Source organism: Lautropia dentalis (genome assembly GCF_003892345.1).
Taxonomy (GTDB): Bacteria; Pseudomonadota; Gammaproteobacteria; order Burkholderiales; family Burkholderiaceae_E; genus Lautropia; species Lautropia dentalis.
On record NZ_RRUE01000002.1, the window covers coordinates 1060824 to 1077737 of the forward strand.

A 16914-nucleotide genomic window follows, 5' to 3' on the forward strand; every position below is an offset into this window, starting at 1 on the left:
AACGGATCCGGCGGGTATGGAACGGATTCGATGGATATGACGGATCCGGCAGGTATGGAACGGATTCGACAGAATCAGAAGGCAGACAGGTAACTGAACGGATACTCCGATGGCAATGCAACGTAAATCGATGGACGCGCTGGTGGGCTGCTTCGTGCTGGCCGGCATTCTGGCGCTGGCCTTCCTGGCGGTTCGCGCTTCCAGCTCGGCCTCGGCCGCCATCCGCGGCGGCTATGAGCTGACGGCCAACTTCGACAACATCGGGGGGCTGAAGACCCGCGCGGCCGTGCGCAGCGCCGGTGTGGTGGTGGGGCGCGTGACCGACATCACGCTGGACCCGCAGACCTACCAGGCGCACGTGACCATGCAGATGGATTCGCGCTTCCACTTCCCGAAGGATTCGTCGCTGAAGATCATGACAGCGGGCCTGCTGGGTGAGCAGTACCTGGGCATGGAGCCGGGTGCCGACACCGAGGATCTGGAAGACGGCGGCAAGGTGGAAATGACCCAGTCGGCCATCGTGCTGGAAAACCTGATCAGCCAGTTCCTGTATGGCCAGGCCGGCAAGGGCCAGGACAGCAAGGATGGCGCCAAGGGGGGTGAGTGATGCCCGGTGACAGGATCGATCACGGCAGGCAGGCGGGCAGGGTGCCGGCGGACCACGCCGAACGTGTCCGGCCCGGGCTTCCGGCGGTTTCGTCGCCGCGGGCCCAGGGGCTTCGGTTTGCTTCACTGACGCTGGCGCTCGCACTGGCCGGCTGTGCCTCGGTGTCTGGGCCGGCAGCCGATGGGGCGGGCAGTTCCTCTGCAGCCACCGGCGGTTCTGCCGCTGCAGCTGGCAGTTCTTCCCCGGCAACTGGCGGCCAGGCCGGGCAGGGGGCTTCGGCGCAGACGGGCTCGAAGGCGGCCAGCGCCTCGGGCACGGCAGAGAAGACGGGTGATGCTGCGTCGGCAGCGGGTTCCGGTGCGTCGGATCGTGCATCCGGTGAAGCACAGAGTGGCGGCACCGACGGTAACGGTCACGGCACCTCTGGCAGTGGCTCGTCCGTGACGGGCGGTGCTGCGGCGCTGGCGGGTGGACTGGGGGCTGCCCTGGGTGGTTCGTCGTCGTCCGAAGGTGCTGCCTCGGCCGAAAGCAGTTCGGGAAGCGGTGTGGCGACCAAGGATGTGTCGTCGGCGGCTTCCGGTGCGTCGGGCGCTGGTGATGCCGCGTCCGGCGCCGCCTCGGCCGTGGGTACCGATGGAGCCGCCTCGGCTGCGGCTGGCGCCGCTTCGGATGCCGCAAGCGGAGCGGCCGGCAGTGCGCTGTCGGCTGCGGGGGTGCCCACCTCGCTGGACGATGTGACCGGCGGCGTGAAGCTGGAACATCTCACCACGTATGACCCGAAGGATCCACTGCAGGCCTACAACCGCGTGATGTTCGCCTTCAACGAGAAGGCCGACAAGTACGCGCTGAAGCCGGTGGCCAAGGCGTACAAGACGGTGACGCCGGACGCGGTGCAGTTCATGCTGGGGAATTTTTTCTCCAACATGTACGACCTCTACACCGGCGCCAACAACCTGCTGCAGGGCAAGCCGAAGGAAGCGCTGCAGGACGTGACGCGCTTCGTGCTGAACTCCACGCTGGGTTTCCTGGGCTTTGGCGACGTGGCCACCGAGATGGGCCTGCCCAAGCACAACGAGGACCTGGGCCAGACGCTGGGCAAGTGGGGCGTGCCGTCGGGGCCGTATTTCGTGCTGCCGCTGCTGGGGCCGTCGACGGTCCGTGACGCGGCCGCCAAGCCGGTCGATTCGCTGTACGGCTCGGCCTACCAGTGGCAGGATGGCCACACGGCGCTGAAGTGGCAGCTCTGGACGGTCGAGAAGATCAACGACCGGGCCAAACTGCTCGACGCCGAGAAGATGCTCGACGACGCTGCGCTGGACCGCTACACGCTGATCCGCGATGGCTGGCTGGCGCGCCGCAAGAATGCCGTGTACGACGGCAATCCGCCGGATGACGACACCGACAACGCGGATGACCCGTACGCCGACGACCCCTATGCCGATGATCCGACGCAGGATGAAGGCGCGGTGGATGATGCCCAGGGCGCTTCGTCGGGCGATACCACCTCGGGCTCCGATGCCTCGAAGGATGCTGGCGCTGATGCCGCGAAGGATGCCGCCGGTGACAGTGCCGGTGCCGCGAAGGACGCAGCCAGCGGCAAGGCTGATACTGTGAAGGACGCAGCCCGTGACAAGGCCAGTGCGGTAAAGGATGCCGCCAATGACAAGGCCGGCAAGGCGAAGGCCAGCGCCGGCAAGGCCGCCGGGGCAGCCAAAGGGAAGCAATGACCGACCGCCGGTCGCCGGTGTGTGCACCGGCTGGCCGGCTGGGACGTTCTGGGCAGGACGCGTGAGGTTTGCGTGCCTGTCCGCTGGATGAACGAGGCGCCTGTCTGGCGTCTGCCCTCCGGGGTGGCGCAGATGGGCAGACAATGAGGAATTTCCATGAAACTGAAAGCAATTTCGCTGGTGGCCGGTCTGTTCATGATGGGCTCGGTCTGGGCGGCCACGGTGCCGAACGACTTCATCGAGGGCCTGTCCAACGACGTCCTGACGCAGGTGCGGGGTGACGCGGCCATGAAGGCGGGTGACATCGGCCGCATCTCGCAGCTGGTGGACGACAAGGTCATGCCGCACGTGAACTTCGAGCGGATGACGGCGCTGACCGTGGGTCGCCCGTGGCGTACGGCCACACCGGAACAGAAGCAGGCGCTGATGAAGGAGTTCCGCACGCTGCTGATCCGCACCTATGCCAACGCCTTCTCCACGGTGAAGGACCAGAAGATCCAGATGAAGCCCTTCCGTGGCGATGCGGACGGCAAGGATGTGATCGTGCGCAGCCAGGTGCTGCAGCCCGGTGGCGACCCGATCCAGCTCGACTACCGTCTGGAAAAGCATGGCGACGACTGGCGCATCTATGACGTGAACGTGCTGGGCGTGTGGCTGGTGCAGACCTATCGCAACCAGTTCGGCCAGGAAATCGCTGCCGGCGGCATCGATGGGCTGATCAAGAACCTGCAGGCCAAGAACGCTGCTGCAGCCAAGGGCGCCAAGAGCTGAGCATCGACATGGCTGAACCCAAAGCCTGCTGCGTGGGTGAAGACGGCAAGGCCCGTGCCCCGCTGATGGAGGACGTGGGCGATGGCACCACCGCCATCGTCCTGCCCGAATGCGTGACCAGCGCCAACGTGCTGCCCCTGCTCAAGAAGCTGGAAGCCGAGGCCAAGGCCCGCCGGCTGAACCGCGAGAGCCGGGTGCTGGTGGATCTGGGCCGGATGAAGACCTTCGATTCCACCGTGCTGTCGGCGCTGCTGGAAATTGCCCGCCACGCGGGCAAACCGCTGGCGGTGCACAACCCGCCGCAGAAGCTGGTGTCGCTGGCGCAGCTCTACGGCGTGGCCGACTTTCTGCTGGACGATCACCCCGAACTGCGCAAGCTGCGCGAGGCCCTTGCAGCCGAGGAAGAGGCCATGCGCCGGCGCAAGGCGGCGCTGCTGGCGCGCGCATGAGGCAGGCGCTGGCCCAGGGGGAGGCTGCTGCATCAGCTGCAGCTTCCACGCCGGGCGCCGCGTCGGCATGCACACCGCTGCCCGGTGCGCCGGTGAACGAGTCTGGCAATGCATCTGGCGCGGTGCACCCCATCGTCGTCAAGGGCGTGACCAAGCGCTTTGGCGACCTGCAGGCCCTGGGCGGAGTCGATCTGACCATCGCCCAGGGAGATTTCTTTGCGCTGCTGGGCCCCAACGGGGCCGGCAAGACCACGCTGATCTCCATCATCGCCGGACTGGCCCGGGCCGACAGCGGCCGGGTGTCGGTGATGGGCCATGATGTGGTGACCGATTATCTGCGGGCGCGCACCTCGCTGGGCGTGGTGCCGCAGGAGCTGGTGTTCGATCCCTTTTTCACCGTGCGCGAGACCCTGCAGATCTCGGCCGGCTATTACGGTGTGCGCCGGGCCGATGACTGGATCGACGAGGTGCTCGACGGCCTGGGGCTGACCGACAAGGCCAATGCCAACATGCGGGCGCTGTCGGGCGGCATGAAGCGGCGGGTGATGGTGGCGCAGGCGCTGATCCACCGGCCGCCGGTGATCGTGCTGGACGAGCCCACGGCCGGGGTGGACATCGAGCTGCGCCAGTCGCTGTGGGCGTTCGTGCGCCGGCTCAACCGCGACGGGCACACCATCGTGCTCACCACGCATTATCTGGAAGAGGCACAGACGCTGTGCAACCGCGTGGCGGTGATGAAGGCCGGGCACATCGTGGCGCTGGACGATACCGAGGCGCTGCTGACCCGCTTCTCGACCCGGGCGCTGGTGCTGCGGCTGTCGGGCGGTTCGCTGCCGGAGGCCCTGCAGGCGCGCCGGCTGCCGGACCCGGTGGGGCAGTCCGCCGAGGCGGGGCAGCCGGGGCTTTCGCACCAGCCGGGGGAGGCGGGCCAACCGGGGCTTTCGGGCCAGCGGGAGCAGGTTGCGCAGGCCGGCCAAGGGGCGCATGCCGGGGCAACGGGTCAGGCGGGGGATGCCGGGCAGCCGGGACTGGCGACATGGCCTGCGGATGGGCGCATCAGGCTGGCGCTGGATGATTATGCGGACATCGGCCCCATGCTGGCGGCCATCCAGGCGACTGGGGCGACGATTCTGGACATGGAAATTGCCCATGCCGATCTGGAAGACGTGTTCCTGCGGCTGATGAGGGAGGGGTGATGGCTGGGGTTCGTCACGGCCGGCTGCCGATATCTCCGTGTTCCGTGGCGGTACGTGCCCGGCCTGCAGGCGGATGGTCAGGACAGGGTGGAAAGGCGGGCCCGGCATGAACGGTTTTCTTACGCTCCTGCACAAGGAGCTGATGCGCTTCTACAAGGTCTCGCTGCAGACCATCGCGGCGCCGATGATGTCGGCGCTGCTGTATCTGCTGATCTTCTCGCACGCGCTGAGTGGGCGCGTGGCCATCTATCCGGGTGTGGCCTACACCAGTTTTCTGGTGCCGGGGCTGGTGATGATGGCGCTGATGCAGAACGCCTTTGCCAATGCGTCGTCGTCGCTCATCCAGAGCAAGGTGAGCGGCAATCTGGTGTTCATGCTGCTGGCGCCGCTGCGGCCGCTGGCCATCTACGGCGGCTACGTACTGGCGGCAATGGCGCGGGGCATCGTGGTGGGGCTGGGGGTGCTGCTGGTGGCCGTGCTGTTCGTGGAGGTGCCGCTGCAGCATCCGGTGTGGATGCTCGTGTTTGCGCTGGGCGCCAGCGGCATTCTGGGTACGCTGGGACTGGTGGCGGCCATCTGGGCCGAGAAGTACGACCAGATCGCCTCGTTCCAGAATTTTCTGGTGGTGCCGCTGACCTTCCTGTCGGGCGTGTTCTATTCGGTGCATTCGCTGCCGCCGTTCTGGCAGGCGGCCTCGCATGTCAATCCGTTCTTCTACATGGTCGATGGCTTTCGCTATGCCTTTTTCGGGCAGGCCGACAACGACCCGTGGCTGTCGCTGGCCATCGTGCTGGTGGCCTGGGCGGCGCTGGCGGCCGGCGCGATGCGGATGCTGGATCGCGGGTATCACCTGCGGTACTGAGAAAAAGGGCGGGGTGAGGCGTGTGTCGCTTTCGATGGATCGCGGCGGAACGTCTGTCTGCGTGGAAGTCACGGCAGGGGGCATGTCTACGCCGGAGGGGCGGCCGTGATGGCGCAGGAATCTGCCTGTCTGGCCCGCTACAATAGCCGGCTTTGGCGGCGGCTTTTTCTGGCTGGCGCAGGCGCCTCGCGGTGTACCGTTCCGCGCGCAGCAACGGCGGCGATGCATGCCGGCTGGTATGGGTGTCTGCCTGTCGCGGTTGTGTGCGCTGTGTGCATCCCGTCTGCCCGTACATGCCGTGTGCATCCTGCTGGTCCGCTGCCGCCCTGTCATCTGTTCGGAGAACATCTTGCAAACCCCCGAGAACGTTCGCGCCTACATTGCCGAGGGCCTGGAGTGCACCCACCTGGAGGTGGATGGCGATGGCCGCCATTTCGACGCCATCATCGTTTCCCATGCCTTTGACGGCAAGCGGCTGGTGCAGCGCCATCAGCTGGTCTATGGTGTGCTGGGCGACCGCATGAAGGAAGAGATCCACGCGCTGTCGATCAAGGCGCTGACGCCATCCGAGTGGCACGCACTGAACGAACTCTGACTGCCGGTGAACTGCTGTGTAGTGATTCCGAAAGGCAACAGGTGATTCGCCGGACAGCCGCTGCGAAGGAAACAGGCAGTCTGCTGCTCGCCCGCCCGGAGGGACGCTCCATTGGGGTGCGCAGGACTGGGCGCCTGGGCCGCAAAATCCCGGAAGGCTTCAGACCACTGCCGGCACAATCATGTGCGCCCAGGGATGCTTTCGCAGGGACGCATGAGTTCATCACACGCTCCAACCAGACAGGGACACCATGGACAAACTGAAAATCACGGGCGGCACCCCCCTGGTGGGTGAGGTGCAGGCCGCCGGCGCCAAGAATGCGGCCCTGCCCATCCTGTGTGCCAGTCTGCTGACGGGCGATGCACTGGCGCTGTCCAACGTGCCGAACCTGCGCGACATCGCCACCACCATCCGGCTGCTGACGCTGCTGGGCGTGAAGTGCGAGCGCGACGGCGACCGGCTCACCCTGCAGGCCGACAGCCTGTCCGGCACCGAGGCACCGTACGAGCTGGTCAAGACCATGCGTGCCTCCATTCTGGTGCTGGGGCCGCTGCTGGCGCGCTTCGGCGAGGCGCGGGTGTCGCTGCCCGGCGGCTGCGCCATTGGCCAGCGGCCGGTGGACCAGCATATCAAGGGTCTGCAGGCGATGGGCGCGCAGATCGACATCGAGGCCGGCTTCGTGGTGGCCCGGGCCAAACGGCTCAGGGGGGCCCGCATCGTGACCGACATGGTGACGGTGACCGGCACCGAGAACCTGATGATGGCTGCCTGTCTGGCCGACGGCGAGACCGTCATCGAGAATGCGGCGCGCGAGCCCGAGGTGGTCGATCTGGCGCAGGCGCTGATCGCCATGGGCGCGCGCATCGAGGGCGTGGGCACCGACCGGCTGGTGATTCATGGCGCCGAACGCCTGCATGGCGGCAGCCATCGCATCATGGCCGACCGGATCGAAACCGGCACCTTCCTGTGTGCAGCCGCCGCCTGTGGCGGCGACGTGATGGTACGCAACGCCGCACCCTGGTCGATGGATGTGACCATCGACCGGCTGCGCGAAACCGGCGCCATACTGAGCACCGGCGAGGACTGGGTGCGGCTGCAGGCCAGCGCCCGGCCAAGGGCGGTGAGTGTGCGCACGGCGCCGTATCCGGGCTTTGCCACCGACATGCAGGCGCAGTTCATGGCGCTGGACGCGGTAGCCGACGGCACGGCCACGGTGGTGGAAACGATTTTCGAGAACCGCTTCATGCACGTGCAGGAGCTGCGGCGGCTGGGGGCGAACATCCGCATCGAGGGCAATACGGCCATCGTGCAGGGCGTGCCGCGGCTGTCGGGTGCCACGGTGATGGCCACCGACCTGCGTGCCTCGGCCGGTCTGGTGATTGCCGGGCTGGCGGCGCGGGGCGAGACGACGGTCGAGCGCATCTACCATCTGGACCGTGGCTACGAGCAGATGGAACTGCGGCTGCAGGCACTGGGCGCGCAGATCGAGCGGGTGAAGGGGCAGGGGCTCTGAGCGGGTTTGTCCCGATGGTGCCGGGCCGCGAATGGCAACACACTATCGGGTTGCGTGCCGCCACCACCATGATGCAACGATCACTGACACATGCGTGCTTCACGAGCTGAAGGTTTTCGGGGACAAGAGGGCCGGATGCAACGATAACGGGTACATGCGTGGCCGACATGATGCAACGACAGGAAGGAACACGATGCTGACGCTGGCACTTTCGAAGGGGCGGATTCTGGAAGACACGGCCGGGCTGCTGGCCGCGTGCGGGATCCGGCTGGACCCGGAGGCGGGCAAAAGCCGCCAGCTCATTCTGCCCACCGATGACCCGAACCTGCGCCTGCTGATCGTGCGGGCCAGCGACGTGCCCACCTATGTGCAGCATGGCGCGGCCGACCTGGGCATTGCCGGGCGCGACGTGATGCTGGAGCACGGCGGCGAAGGGGTGTACCAGCCGGTGGATCTGGGCATCGGCTGCTGCCGCCTGAGCGTGGCCACGCGGCAGGGCTTCGATTATGAAAAGGCCGCCGTGTCCGGCAAGCGCCTGCGGGTGGCCACCAAGTTCGTCAACAGCGCACGCCGCCACTTTGCCGAGAAGGGCGTGCACGTGGACATCATCAAGCTGTATGGTTCGATGGAGCTGGCACCGCTGGTGGGGCTGGCCGATGCCATCGTCGACGTGGTGTCCACGGGCGGCACGCTGCGGGCCAACGGGCTGGTGGAGGTGGAGCCGATCATGCCGATCTCGGCGCGGCTCATCGTCAACCAAGCAGCGCTGAAGATGCGCCAGCCCGAGCTGGCCCCGCTGATCGCTGCACTGGAAAAGGCCGCACACGCACAAAGCCGGCAAGGGCAGGAAAGGAGAGAAGCATGATCAACCGTCTGGACATCGCCGATGCGGATTTTGCTGCGAGGCTGGCACGGTTGCTGCACTGGAGCCCCGAGCAGGACCAGGGCATCGAAACGGCCGTTTCCGGCATTCTGGCCGACATCCGCGCACGTGGGGACGAGGCGCTGCTCGACTATACCCGCCGCTTCGACCGCGTGCCGGCCACGCAGGCCGCAGACCTGCGGCTGACGAAGGCCGACTTGCAGGCCGCGCTGGACAGCCTGCCGGCTACCGAACGCACGGCGCTGGAGCGCGCCGCCGAGCGCATCCGCCGCTATCACGAACACCAGCGCGCTGCGTCGTGGATGTACACCGAGGCCGACGGCACGCGCCTGGGGCAGCGGGTGCTGCCGCTGGACCGGGTGGGGCTGTATGTGCCGGGTGGCAAGGCGGCCTATCCGTCGTCGGTGCTGATGAACGCCATTCCGGCCCGGGTGGCCGGCGTGCCCGAGCTGGTGATGGTGGTGCCCACGCCCGATGGCGTGCGCAATCCGGCCGTGCTGGCGGCGGCCTGTCTGGCGGGCATCGAAGAGGTGTACACCATCGGTGGCGCGCAGGCGGTGGCGGCGCTGGCCTATGGCACGCCGATGATTCGGCCGGTGGACAAGATCGTCGGTCCGGGCAACGCCTATGTGGCCGAGGCCAAACGGCGGGTGTTCGGCACGGTGGGCATCGACATGATCGCCGGGCCGTCGGAAATTCTGGTGGTGTCGGATGGTTCCGTGCCGCCGGACTGGGTGGCGGTGGATCTGTTCTCGCAGGCCGAGCACGACGAGATGGCGCAGTCCATCCTGATCTCCACCGATGCGGCCTTCCTCGATGCGGTGGCCGAATCGGTGGCCCGGCTGCTGCCGGCGCAGCCACGGCAGGCGGTGATCGGCAAGTCGCTGGCCGACCGGGGGGCGCTGATCCGTGTGGACACGCTGGAACAGGCGGCCGGTCTGGTGAACCAGGTGGCGCCCGAGCACCTGGAGCTGGCGGTGCGCGATGTGGACGGGCTGATGACGCACATCCGCCATGCCGGTGCCATCTTCATGGGCCGCTGGGGCTGCGAGGCGCTGGGTGACTACTGCGCCGGCCCGAGCCACGTGCTGCCTACCATGCGCACGGCGCGGTTCTCGTCGCCGCTGGGCGTGTACGACTTCCAGAAGCGCAGCAGCCTGATCGAACCCTCGGCCGAAGGCGCCGACCATCTGGCGAAGGTGGCGGCCACGCTGGCGCGTACCGAAGGGCTGGAGGCGCACGCGCAGAGCGCGGAGTTCAGGCTGGCGTCGCGGCAGGTGGATGAGTCCGGTGCTGCGGCCGGTCGTGATGTTTCCGGTGCCGGCCATGATGTTTCTGCTGCAGGCATCGGTGTGGCTGATGCTGCATCCGTGGACCATGCGAACACCGGTAGCGCCGCTTCTGGGGCTGGTGTGACCCCCCGTGGTAGTGCAGGGACGGTGGGACTCATCACGCAGCAGCCGGCCATGGCGACTCAGGCCGCCGTCCGCGTGGCCCGTCATGTCCGCCCGGACGTGCAGGCCATGCATGCCTATGGGGTGCCGGACGCAACCGACGCCATCAAGCTGGACGCGATGGAAAACCCCTTCCGGCTGCCCGAGGCCCTGCAGGCCGAACTGGGCCGCATGCTGGCTGCGCTGGCCATCAACCGCTATCCGTCCGGCACCACGTACCGGGCGCTGAAGCAGGCCATTGCCGTGCAGGATGGGCTGCTGGGGGCAGATGCTCAGCCCGACGTGAGCCGGCTGGTGCTGGGCAATGGTTCGGATGAACTGATCAGCCTGCTGTGCCAGCTGGTGGCGCAGCCGGGGGCAGTGGTGATGGCGCCGGCGCCGTCCTTCGTGATGTACGAGATGAGTGCGAAGCTGGCCGGTGCGAGCTTCGTGCCGGTGCCGCTGCAGGCCGATTTCTCGCTGGACATGCCGGCCATGCTGCAGGCCATCGAGACATACCGGCCGGCGCTGGTGTTCCTGGCCTATCCGAACAATCCCACCGGCAACCTGTTCGACACGGCGGCCGTGCAGGCCATCCTGCGCGCCACCGACGGTCTGGTGGTGCTGGACGAAGCCTATGCGCCCTTTGCCGGCGGGGCCAGCTGGATGTCGCAGCTCGACGCCTGGCCCAATCTGGCGGTGATGCGCACCTGCTCGAAATGGGGCCTGGCCGGTGCCCGCCTTGGCTATCTGGCCGCGCAGCCGGTATGGACCGAACCGCTGGACCGGATCCGTCCGCCCTACAACATCAGTGTGCTGGACGCCGAAGCTACCCGTTTTGCGCTGCAGCATTTTGAGGTGTTTGCGCAGCAGACGGCCGCGCTCTGCGAGGCCCGCACCACCCTGGCGGTACGGCTGCAGGCGCTGGTGGGATCGCAGGGCTCGCTGGGGGCAAACGGGCTGGACACGGTGTACCCGTCGGCCGCCAACTTCGTGCTGGTGCGGGTGGCCGATACGGTGGCTGGTGCAACACCAACCGCCCAGCCGTCCCGCGCCTCCCGCGTGGCCACGGCCATGCGTGAGCGTGGTGTGCTGATCAAGGACGCCAGCCGCATGCATCCGCTGCTGGCCAACTGCCTGCGCCTGACCGTGGGCGCCCCGGCCGAGAACGAGGCCATGCTGGCTGCGCTGACGGAGGCCCTGCAGGCCATCCCGGCGGGGCGGGAGGCATGAGGTTGCCTGCACGACCGGAACGGCGGACAGACGCACCATTCATGGCGCGGCCCCTGCCGCCTTCTTCTGCCAGATATCCCCAGGAAGTCTCTGCATGACACAGAACACCACCCCCTCTGGCGCCTTTGCCGCTTCCGATACGACCGCTGCTTCTGGTGCGGCCGCCACTGCCGGCGCGACGCTCTCCTCCGGTTCAGCCGCTGCACCCACCGCCCGCATCGCCGAAGTCACCCGCAACACGCTGGAAACCCGCATCCGCCTGAAGGTGAATCTGGACGGCACCGGCCAGGCGCGCCTCAAGACCGGCGTGCCCTTCTTCGAGCACATGCTCGACCAGATTGCCCGCCACGGACTGGTGGATCTGGAGATCGAGGCCGATGGCGACACCCACATCGACGATCACCACACGGTCGAGGATGTGGGCATCGCGCTGGGCCAGGCGCTGTCGAAGGCGCTGGGCGACAAGCGCGGCATCCGCCGCTATGGCCACGCCTATGTGCCGCTGGATGAGGCGCTGTCACGCGTGGTCATCGATTTTTCCGGACGGCCGGGGCTGTTCTGGGAGGTGCCGTTCACCCGCGCGCTGATCGGCCGCTTCGATGTGGACCTGGCCCGCGAGTTCTTCCAGGGCATGGTCAACCACGCCGGCATGACGCTGCACGTGGACAACATCCGCGGCTTCAACGCCCACCACCAGTGCGAGACGGTGTTCAAGGCTTTTGGCCGCGCACTGCGCATGGCGGCCGAGCCCGATCCGCGCACGGCCGGGCAGGTACCGTCCACCAAGGGCAGTCTGGTAGGGTGATGGCCAGCATGAGCACGTCATCCCGCCACGCCGCAGCAGCCACTGTTTCCGCCGGCACAGCATCAACCGCCGGCACAGCGTCAACCGCTGGCACAACGTCAACTGCCAGCACAACGCCAGCCGGCCGCTCCGCCGCCGCCATGCCAGGGACGTCTGCAGCTGCCTTCACCGGCACCATCGCCCTGGTCGATTTCGGCATGGGCAACCTGCACTCGGTGGCCCGGGCACTGGCCCACGCCAGCCCGCAGAGCCGGGTGGAGATCACCTCCGACCCCGCCGTCATCCACCGTGCTGCCCGGGTGGTGTTTCCGGGACAGGGGGCCATGCCGGACGCCATGCGCCGGCTGGCCGAACATCCGGGGCTGGAAGATGCCGTACGCGAAGCCTGCCGCAGCAAACCCGTGCTGGGCATCTGTCTGGGCGAGCAGATGCTGCTGGATGCCAGTGACGAGGGAAGCATGCCCGTGCAGCAGGCCACGCCATCCGGTGTTGCGGGCATGCCGGAGGGCTTGGCGGATTCGGCGGCGGGAGAGAAGGGCGGCTCGCCGGCTGCCTGCGGGCAGGCGGACCGGTCGGGGGCTGTCGAGCCAACTCGTGGTCCCGGTCCGATCCGGTCGGGGCTTGCCGTGCCAACTCGTGGTCCCGGTCCGATCCGGTCGGGGCTTGCCGTGCCAACCCGTGGTCTCGGTCTGATTCCCGGCCGCGTGGTCCGCTTCGATGCCGCGCAGATGAAGGCCGCCGGCAACCTGAAGGTGCCGCACATGGGCTGGAACCGTGTGTATCCCGCCCAGCCACATCCGTTGTGGGCGGGTATCGAACCCGGGGCGTACTTCTATTTTGTGCACAGTTACTACGCAATGCCCGATGATCCGGTACACATTGCCGCCATCACCCACTATGGTGGGGACTTTACCTGCGCCGTGACACAAAATAATATCTTTGCCATCCAGTTTCATCCTGAGAAAAGCGCGGCGAACGGCCTGCGCCTCTTTCAGAACTTCACCCAATGGCGGCCCTGAGCCGTTTCCGCTGTTTCTGCCATGCTGCTGATTCCCGCGATCGACCTGAAGGACGGCAAGTGCGTCCGTCTCAAACAAGGCAACCTCAACGAGGAGACCGTTTTTTCCGATGACCCCGCCGAGGTGGCACGCCGCTGGCTGGACCTGGGGGCCGAGCGCATCCATCTGGTCGACCTGAACGGCGCCGTGGCCGGCAAGCCGCAGAACGCGTCGGTCGTGCGCGCCATCATCGAGGCGGTGGGTGCCGAAGTGCCGGTGCAGCTGGGCGGCGGCATCCGCTCGCTCGACACCATCGAGCGCTATCTGGACGCCGGGGTGAGCTATGTGGTGGTGGGCACGGCGGCCGTGAAGAACCCCGGCTTCCTGCACGATGCGTGCACCGCCTTCCCCGGCCAGATCATCGTCGGGCTGGATGCCCGCGACGGCAAGGTGGCCACCGACGGCTGGAGCAAGATCAGCCGCCACGAGGTCATCGACCTGGCCCGCAAGTTCGTCGGCTATGGCGTGGAAGGCATCATCTACACCGACATTGGCCGTGACGGCATGCTCAGTGGCGTGAACGCCGAGGCCACGCTGCGGCTGGCGCAGGCGGTGTCGGTGCCCGTCTATGCGTCCGGTGGCGTGACCGACCTGTCGGACATCGACAAGCTGCTGGAAATCGAGGACGAAGGTGTGGCCGGCGTCATCCTGGGGCGCTCCATCTACGAAGGCACGCTCGACTTCGCGGCTGCGCTGGAACGGGCCAATGGCAACTGACCGCGGGCGGCACGCCGTCGCCGGCAGCGCTCCGGCCGTTCACGGCATGCCGGGTAACCTGCCGGAAGGTGCTGCCCCGGCCGTCCGCAGTACGCCGGAACGTACGCCGCCGGATTCCGATGCCGCCGCCTCCCGCACGCCGGGTGACGTATCGGCCGGGCGTGCCCCGGCCACCAGCGACCTGACCCGCCGTGTCATCCCGTGCCTGGACGTGACCGGCGGCCGGGTGGTGAAGGGCGTGAACTTCGTGTCGCTGCGCGATGCCGGCGACCCGGTGGAAATCGCCCGCCGCTACGACGCCGAGGGCGCCGATGAACTCACCTTTCTGGACATCACCGCCTCCTCCGATGCGCGCGACACCATCCTGCACGTCATCGAGGCCGTGGCCGAACAGGTGTTCATCCCGCTGACGGTGGGTGGCGGTGTGCGCACGGTGGACGATGTTCGCCGGCTGCTCAACGTGGGCGCCGACAAGGTGTCGGTCAACACGGCGGCCATCCACAACCCGCAGCTGGTGGCCGATGTGGCGGGCTACTATGGCTCGCAGTGTCTGGTGGTGGCCATCGATGCCAAGCGCCAGCCCGATGGCAGCTGGCATGTATACACCCACGGCGGCCGCAACGATACCGGGCTGGATGCGCTGGACTGGGCGCGCCGCGTGGCCGATCTGGGCGCTGGCGAAATCCTGCTGACCAGCATGGACCGTGACGGCACCAAAGCCGGTTTCGATCTGGAACTGACCCGCGCCGTGGTGGATGCAGTGCCCATCCCGGTCATTGCCTCCGGAGGCGTGGGCAACCTGCAGCATCTCGTCGATGGCGTGACGCTGGGCGGCGCCGACGCCGTGCTGGCCGCCAGCATCTTCCATTTTGGCGAAGCCACCATCGCCCAGGCCAAGGCCCTGATGGCCAGCCAGGGCGTGCCGGTGCGGCTGGCGTAGCGGTGCCGTCGGTCAGGGTAGTTTGTGACGGTGGAAGGGAAGGTAATGCTTTGATGAAGCCGGCAGATACCGGGCAAATGACGCACCATGTCAGACGATTGGTGACAGGTGTCTGCGTGCTGGTGTCGCGTCCCGGCATGCTGGCCCAACGGGAGGCAGGGGAATGACGGGAACGACGGCTTCTGACCGCGATGCGATACAGAACGATGCGGCCGCGCAGGACAACTCTGCCGCGCAGCATCATGCAGCCGTGCAGGCCGACCCGGCAGCCTGGCTGGACGCCCTTCACTGGGACGAGCGCGGGCTGGTGCCGGCCATCGCCCAGGACGCCACCACCGGCCGTGTGCTGATGATGGCCTGGATGAACCGCGAGGCACTGCTCGAAACGGCCCGTACCGGTCGCGCCGTCTACTGGTCGCGCTCGCGCAACCGGCTCTGGCGCAAGGGCGAGGAGTCGGGCAACGTCCAGCATGTGCACGAACTGCGCACCGACTGCGACCGCGACGTGATCCTGCTCGCCATCGAACAGGTGGGCGGCGTGGCCTGCCATACCGGCCGGGAGTCATGCTTCTTCCGGCGGCTGGATGGTGCGCCGGGGCTGGAGGTAGTTACATCAGGACGGGCCGACACGCCAGTCCCGCACTGGGAGAATGTCGACCCGGTGCGTGTCGACCCCACCGCCCTGTATGGCGACAGGGCGCATCATCATGAATGAACCGGGCGGGCCGGTCATGGGTGTTGCCACCCGTCCGTATCCGGTGGCCGATGGCCCGATGTCCAATGCCTGGTAGCCCGGTAGACAATGCCCCAGTGCCCCAGCGCCCCAGTGCCCGCGATGCCCGATGCCCGCGATGCCCGATGTCCGATGTCCGATGTCCGATTCTGACGAATCCCTTCTGAACTGACTCCTTTTACCTGCCCCCACCGTGTCCCACAGCGCCTCCTCCCCCATCCCGCCCGATTCCACCCGCCTGCTCGAACGCCTGGCCGATACCCTCGAATCCCGCCGGGGGGCCGACCCTTCGCGCAGCTACGTGGCCAAGCTGCTGGCCGGTGGCGACGACCGCATTCTCAAGAAAGTGGGTGAGGAAGCCACCGAAACCGTCATTGCCGCCATGCAGGGCGACCGGGCCAAACTGGTCGCGGAAACGGCCGACCTGTGGTTCCATACCCTGGTGATGCTCGTGCATCATGAATTGCGGCCGGAAGACGTGCTGGCCGAGCTGGCCCGTCGCGAAGGGCTGTCGGGCATCGACGAGAAGGCCAGCCGCCCGGCCTGAGCCCCCCGCCCGGGGGCCGTCTTGCGGTCTGCTTGCCCGCCAGCACGCCAGCAGGGGCTGCGACGGCCACCGGGGTGCAGACCGGCAAGGGGCCGGCCGCTGGACAGGGGGTGTATCATCTGCATATCCATGTCCTGGGCAGACGCGGGCATCACCAGAATGCGCTGGTACTTCTGGACGATGCGCTCCATGTCCCGGGCAGACGCAGGCATCACTGCCCGGCCAGCCGTCGGGGCCTGCGCCTGCTGTGCCGACCCTGCCGTCCGTCCAGACGGGCCGGAACGATCCTCCCCGGCCCACCGTATGCATGTATGATTCCACACCGGCAAGGCGGGCACGTCCCGCCGTCCGGTTTCATTCCTGCGCTGCCGCACGGATGCGGAGCCTGCCCACCCTGTGCTGCGTGCACGGTGGCGGCTTCCGGTGCCGTGCGGCAACGCTCGCATTCCCCTCTTCAGGAGTTACCCCATGGGTTCCATGAGTATCTGGCACTGGCTGATCGTACTGGTCATCGTCATGCTGGTTTTTGGCACCAAGAAGCTCAAGAACATCGGCGGCGACCTGGGCGCTGCGGTCAAGAGCTTCAAGGAAGGTGTGCGCGAGGCCACCGACGAAACCCCGGCCAACGGCAGCAGCACGGCCCAGGGCACCCCGCCCAGTGTCACCAATGGTGCCTCCGGCACGGCCGCAAACGACGCCAATACCATCGACGTGGAAGCCCGCACCAAGGGCTGAGCCGTCGTTGCCAGTTGTGGTGCGCGCGCGTTTTTCCGGTGTGTTTTCTCCCGGTGCGCCTGCCCTGATGAACGCCGTTGCATGTGTACCTCTGTTCAACGCCCCCGGGC

The 16914-nt window shown here is 67.3% G+C and carries 17 protein-coding genes and 2 pseudogenes; all 19 read left to right on the top strand.

Annotation, left to right across the window (positions count from 1 at the left end):
- Window positions 1-115: 115 nt before the first annotated feature.
- On the top strand, window positions 116-607 hold the full coding sequence (mlaD, locus tag EHV23_RS12240) for an outer membrane lipid asymmetry maintenance protein MlaD (protein ID WP_125096855.1): 492 nt from the start codon (window positions 116-118) through the stop codon (window positions 605-607).
- Window positions 607-2334, top strand: coding sequence for an MlaA family lipoprotein (locus tag EHV23_RS12245; RefSeq protein WP_125096327.1), 1728 nt, complete (start codon window positions 607-609; stop codon window positions 2332-2334). Before mlaD ends, EHV23_RS12245 begins: the two co-directional genes overlap by 1 nt.
- 156 nt (window positions 2335-2490) lie before the next feature.
- The gene (locus tag EHV23_RS12250) at window positions 2491-3105 is read left to right on the top strand and encodes an MlaC/ttg2D family ABC transporter substrate-binding protein (RefSeq protein WP_125096328.1); all 615 of its coding nucleotides are present in this window, start codon (window positions 2491-2493) and stop codon (window positions 3103-3105) included.
- An 8-nt stretch (window positions 3106-3113) separates the two neighbouring features.
- Window positions 3114-3554, top strand: a complete 441-nt coding sequence (locus EHV23_RS12255; RefSeq protein ID WP_125096329.1) for an STAS domain-containing protein — start codon at window positions 3114-3116, stop codon at window positions 3552-3554.
- Window positions 3555-3676: 122 nt separating this feature from the next.
- The gene (locus EHV23_RS12260) at window positions 3677-4750 is read left to right on the top strand and encodes an ATP-binding cassette domain-containing protein (RefSeq protein ID WP_338034518.1); all 1074 of its coding nucleotides are present in this window, start codon (window positions 3677-3679) and stop codon (window positions 4748-4750) included.
- 106 nt (window positions 4751-4856) lie between these two features.
- Window positions 4857-5612 (top strand): ABC transporter permease, encoded by a 756-nt coding sequence (locus EHV23_RS12265; protein WP_125096330.1) that lies wholly within the window; start codon window positions 4857-4859, stop codon window positions 5610-5612.
- A 346-nt stretch (window positions 5613-5958) separates the two neighbouring features.
- Window positions 5959-6207: a BolA family protein gene (locus EHV23_RS12270; RefSeq protein WP_125096856.1), complete on the top strand. Its 249-nt coding sequence runs from the start codon at window positions 5959-5961 to the stop codon at window positions 6205-6207.
- A 250-nt stretch (window positions 6208-6457) separates the two neighbouring features.
- Window positions 6458-7720: a UDP-N-acetylglucosamine 1-carboxyvinyltransferase gene (gene murA / locus EHV23_RS12275; RefSeq protein ID WP_125096331.1), complete on the top strand. Its 1263-nt coding sequence runs from the start codon at window positions 6458-6460 to the stop codon at window positions 7718-7720.
- A 154-nt stretch (window positions 7721-7874) separates the two neighbouring features.
- Window positions 7875-8585, top strand: coding sequence for an ATP phosphoribosyltransferase (hisG, locus tag EHV23_RS12280; protein WP_238990442.1), 711 nt, complete (start codon window positions 7875-7877; stop codon window positions 8583-8585).
- A pseudogene (hisD, locus tag EHV23_RS16180) lies at window positions 8582-9868 on the top strand (histidinol dehydrogenase); the annotation flags it as partial. The gene hisG and the pseudogene hisD, both read left to right, overlap by 4 nt.
- Window positions 9869-10126: 258 nt before the next feature.
- Window positions 10127-11269 carry a pyridoxal phosphate-dependent aminotransferase gene (locus EHV23_RS16185; RefSeq protein WP_275265137.1) on the top strand — a complete coding sequence of 381 codons (1143 nt, stop codon included), beginning with the start codon at window positions 10127-10129 and terminating at the stop codon, window positions 11267-11269.
- A gap of 94 nt (window positions 11270-11363) precedes the next feature.
- A complete protein-coding gene (hisB, locus tag EHV23_RS12290) occupies window positions 11364-12074 on the top strand; it encodes an imidazoleglycerol-phosphate dehydratase HisB (RefSeq protein ID WP_238990443.1) in 711 nt (236 codons plus the stop codon).
- A gap of 140 nt (window positions 12075-12214) precedes the next feature.
- Window positions 12215-13093 (top strand): imidazole glycerol phosphate synthase subunit HisH, encoded by an 879-nt coding sequence (gene hisH, locus EHV23_RS12295; protein ID WP_125096334.1) that lies wholly within the window; start codon window positions 12215-12217, stop codon window positions 13091-13093.
- Between the two features lie 21 nt (window positions 13094-13114).
- Window positions 13115-13849, top strand: a complete 735-nt coding sequence (gene hisA, locus EHV23_RS12300; RefSeq protein ID WP_125096335.1) for a 1-(5-phosphoribosyl)-5-[(5-phosphoribosylamino)methylideneamino]imidazole-4-carboxamide isomerase — start codon at window positions 13115-13117, stop codon at window positions 13847-13849.
- Window positions 13839-14789, top strand: coding sequence for an imidazole glycerol phosphate synthase subunit HisF (gene hisF / locus EHV23_RS12305; protein WP_238990444.1), 951 nt, complete (start codon window positions 13839-13841; stop codon window positions 14787-14789). The genes hisA and hisF overlap by 11 nt, the downstream gene beginning before the upstream one ends.
- A gap of 250 nt (window positions 14790-15039) precedes the next feature.
- On the top strand, window positions 15040-15504 hold the full coding sequence (gene hisI, locus EHV23_RS16190) for a phosphoribosyl-AMP cyclohydrolase (protein WP_420813069.1): 465 nt from the start codon (window positions 15040-15042) through the stop codon (window positions 15502-15504).
- Between the two features lie 211 nt (window positions 15505-15715).
- On the top strand, window positions 15716-16069 hold the full coding sequence (locus EHV23_RS12315; protein ID WP_238990445.1) for a phosphoribosyl-ATP diphosphatase: 354 nt from the start codon (window positions 15716-15718) through the stop codon (window positions 16067-16069).
- A 74-nt stretch (window positions 16070-16143) separates the two neighbouring features.
- Window positions 16144-16209, top strand: a pseudogene (locus EHV23_RS16645) (HIT domain-containing protein); the annotation flags it as partial.
- Window positions 16210-16537: 328 nt separating this feature from the next.
- Entirely contained in the window at window positions 16538-16804 is a 267-nt protein-coding gene (gene tatA, locus EHV23_RS12325; protein WP_125096337.1) for a Sec-independent protein translocase subunit TatA, read from the top strand.
- Window positions 16805-16914 lie beyond the last annotated feature (110 nt).

Excerpts from the sequence above, each read along its gene's own strand:
- EHV23_RS12255 (WP_125096329.1), top strand. The coding sequence starts at position 3,114 with ATGGCTGAACCCAAAGCCTGCTGCGTGGGTGAAGACGGCAAGGCCCGT.
- EHV23_RS16185 (WP_275265137.1), top strand. The coding sequence starts at position 10,127 with ATGCATGCCTATGGGGTGCCGGACGCAACCGACGCCATCAAGCTGGAC.
- EHV23_RS12265 (WP_125096330.1), top strand. The coding sequence starts at position 4,857 with ATGAACGGTTTTCTTACGCTCCTGCACAAGGAGCTGATGCGCTTCTAC.
- hisG (WP_238990442.1), top strand. The coding sequence starts at position 7,875 with ATGCGTGGCCGACATGATGCAACGACAGGAAGGAACACGATGCTGACG.
- hisH (WP_125096334.1), top strand. The coding sequence starts at position 12,215 with ATGCCAGGGACGTCTGCAGCTGCCTTCACCGGCACCATCGCCCTGGTC.
- EHV23_RS12250 (WP_125096328.1), top strand. The coding sequence starts at position 2,491 with ATGAAACTGAAAGCAATTTCGCTGGTGGCCGGTCTGTTCATGATGGGC.
- EHV23_RS12245 (WP_125096327.1), top strand. The coding sequence starts at position 607 with ATGCCCGGTGACAGGATCGATCACGGCAGGCAGGCGGGCAGGGTGCCG.
- hisA (WP_125096335.1), top strand. The coding sequence starts at position 13,115 with ATGCTGCTGATTCCCGCGATCGACCTGAAGGACGGCAAGTGCGTCCGT.
- hisF (WP_238990444.1), top strand. The coding sequence starts at position 13,839 with ATGGCAACTGACCGCGGGCGGCACGCCGTCGCCGGCAGCGCTCCGGCC.
- mlaD (WP_125096855.1), top strand. The coding sequence starts at position 116 with ATGCAACGTAAATCGATGGACGCGCTGGTGGGCTGCTTCGTGCTGGCC.
- tatA (WP_125096337.1), top strand. The coding sequence starts at position 16,538 with ATGGGTTCCATGAGTATCTGGCACTGGCTGATCGTACTGGTCATCGTC.
- hisB (WP_238990443.1), top strand. The coding sequence starts at position 11,364 with ATGACACAGAACACCACCCCCTCTGGCGCCTTTGCCGCTTCCGATACG.
- murA (WP_125096331.1), top strand. The coding sequence starts at position 6,458 with ATGGACAAACTGAAAATCACGGGCGGCACCCCCCTGGTGGGTGAGGTG.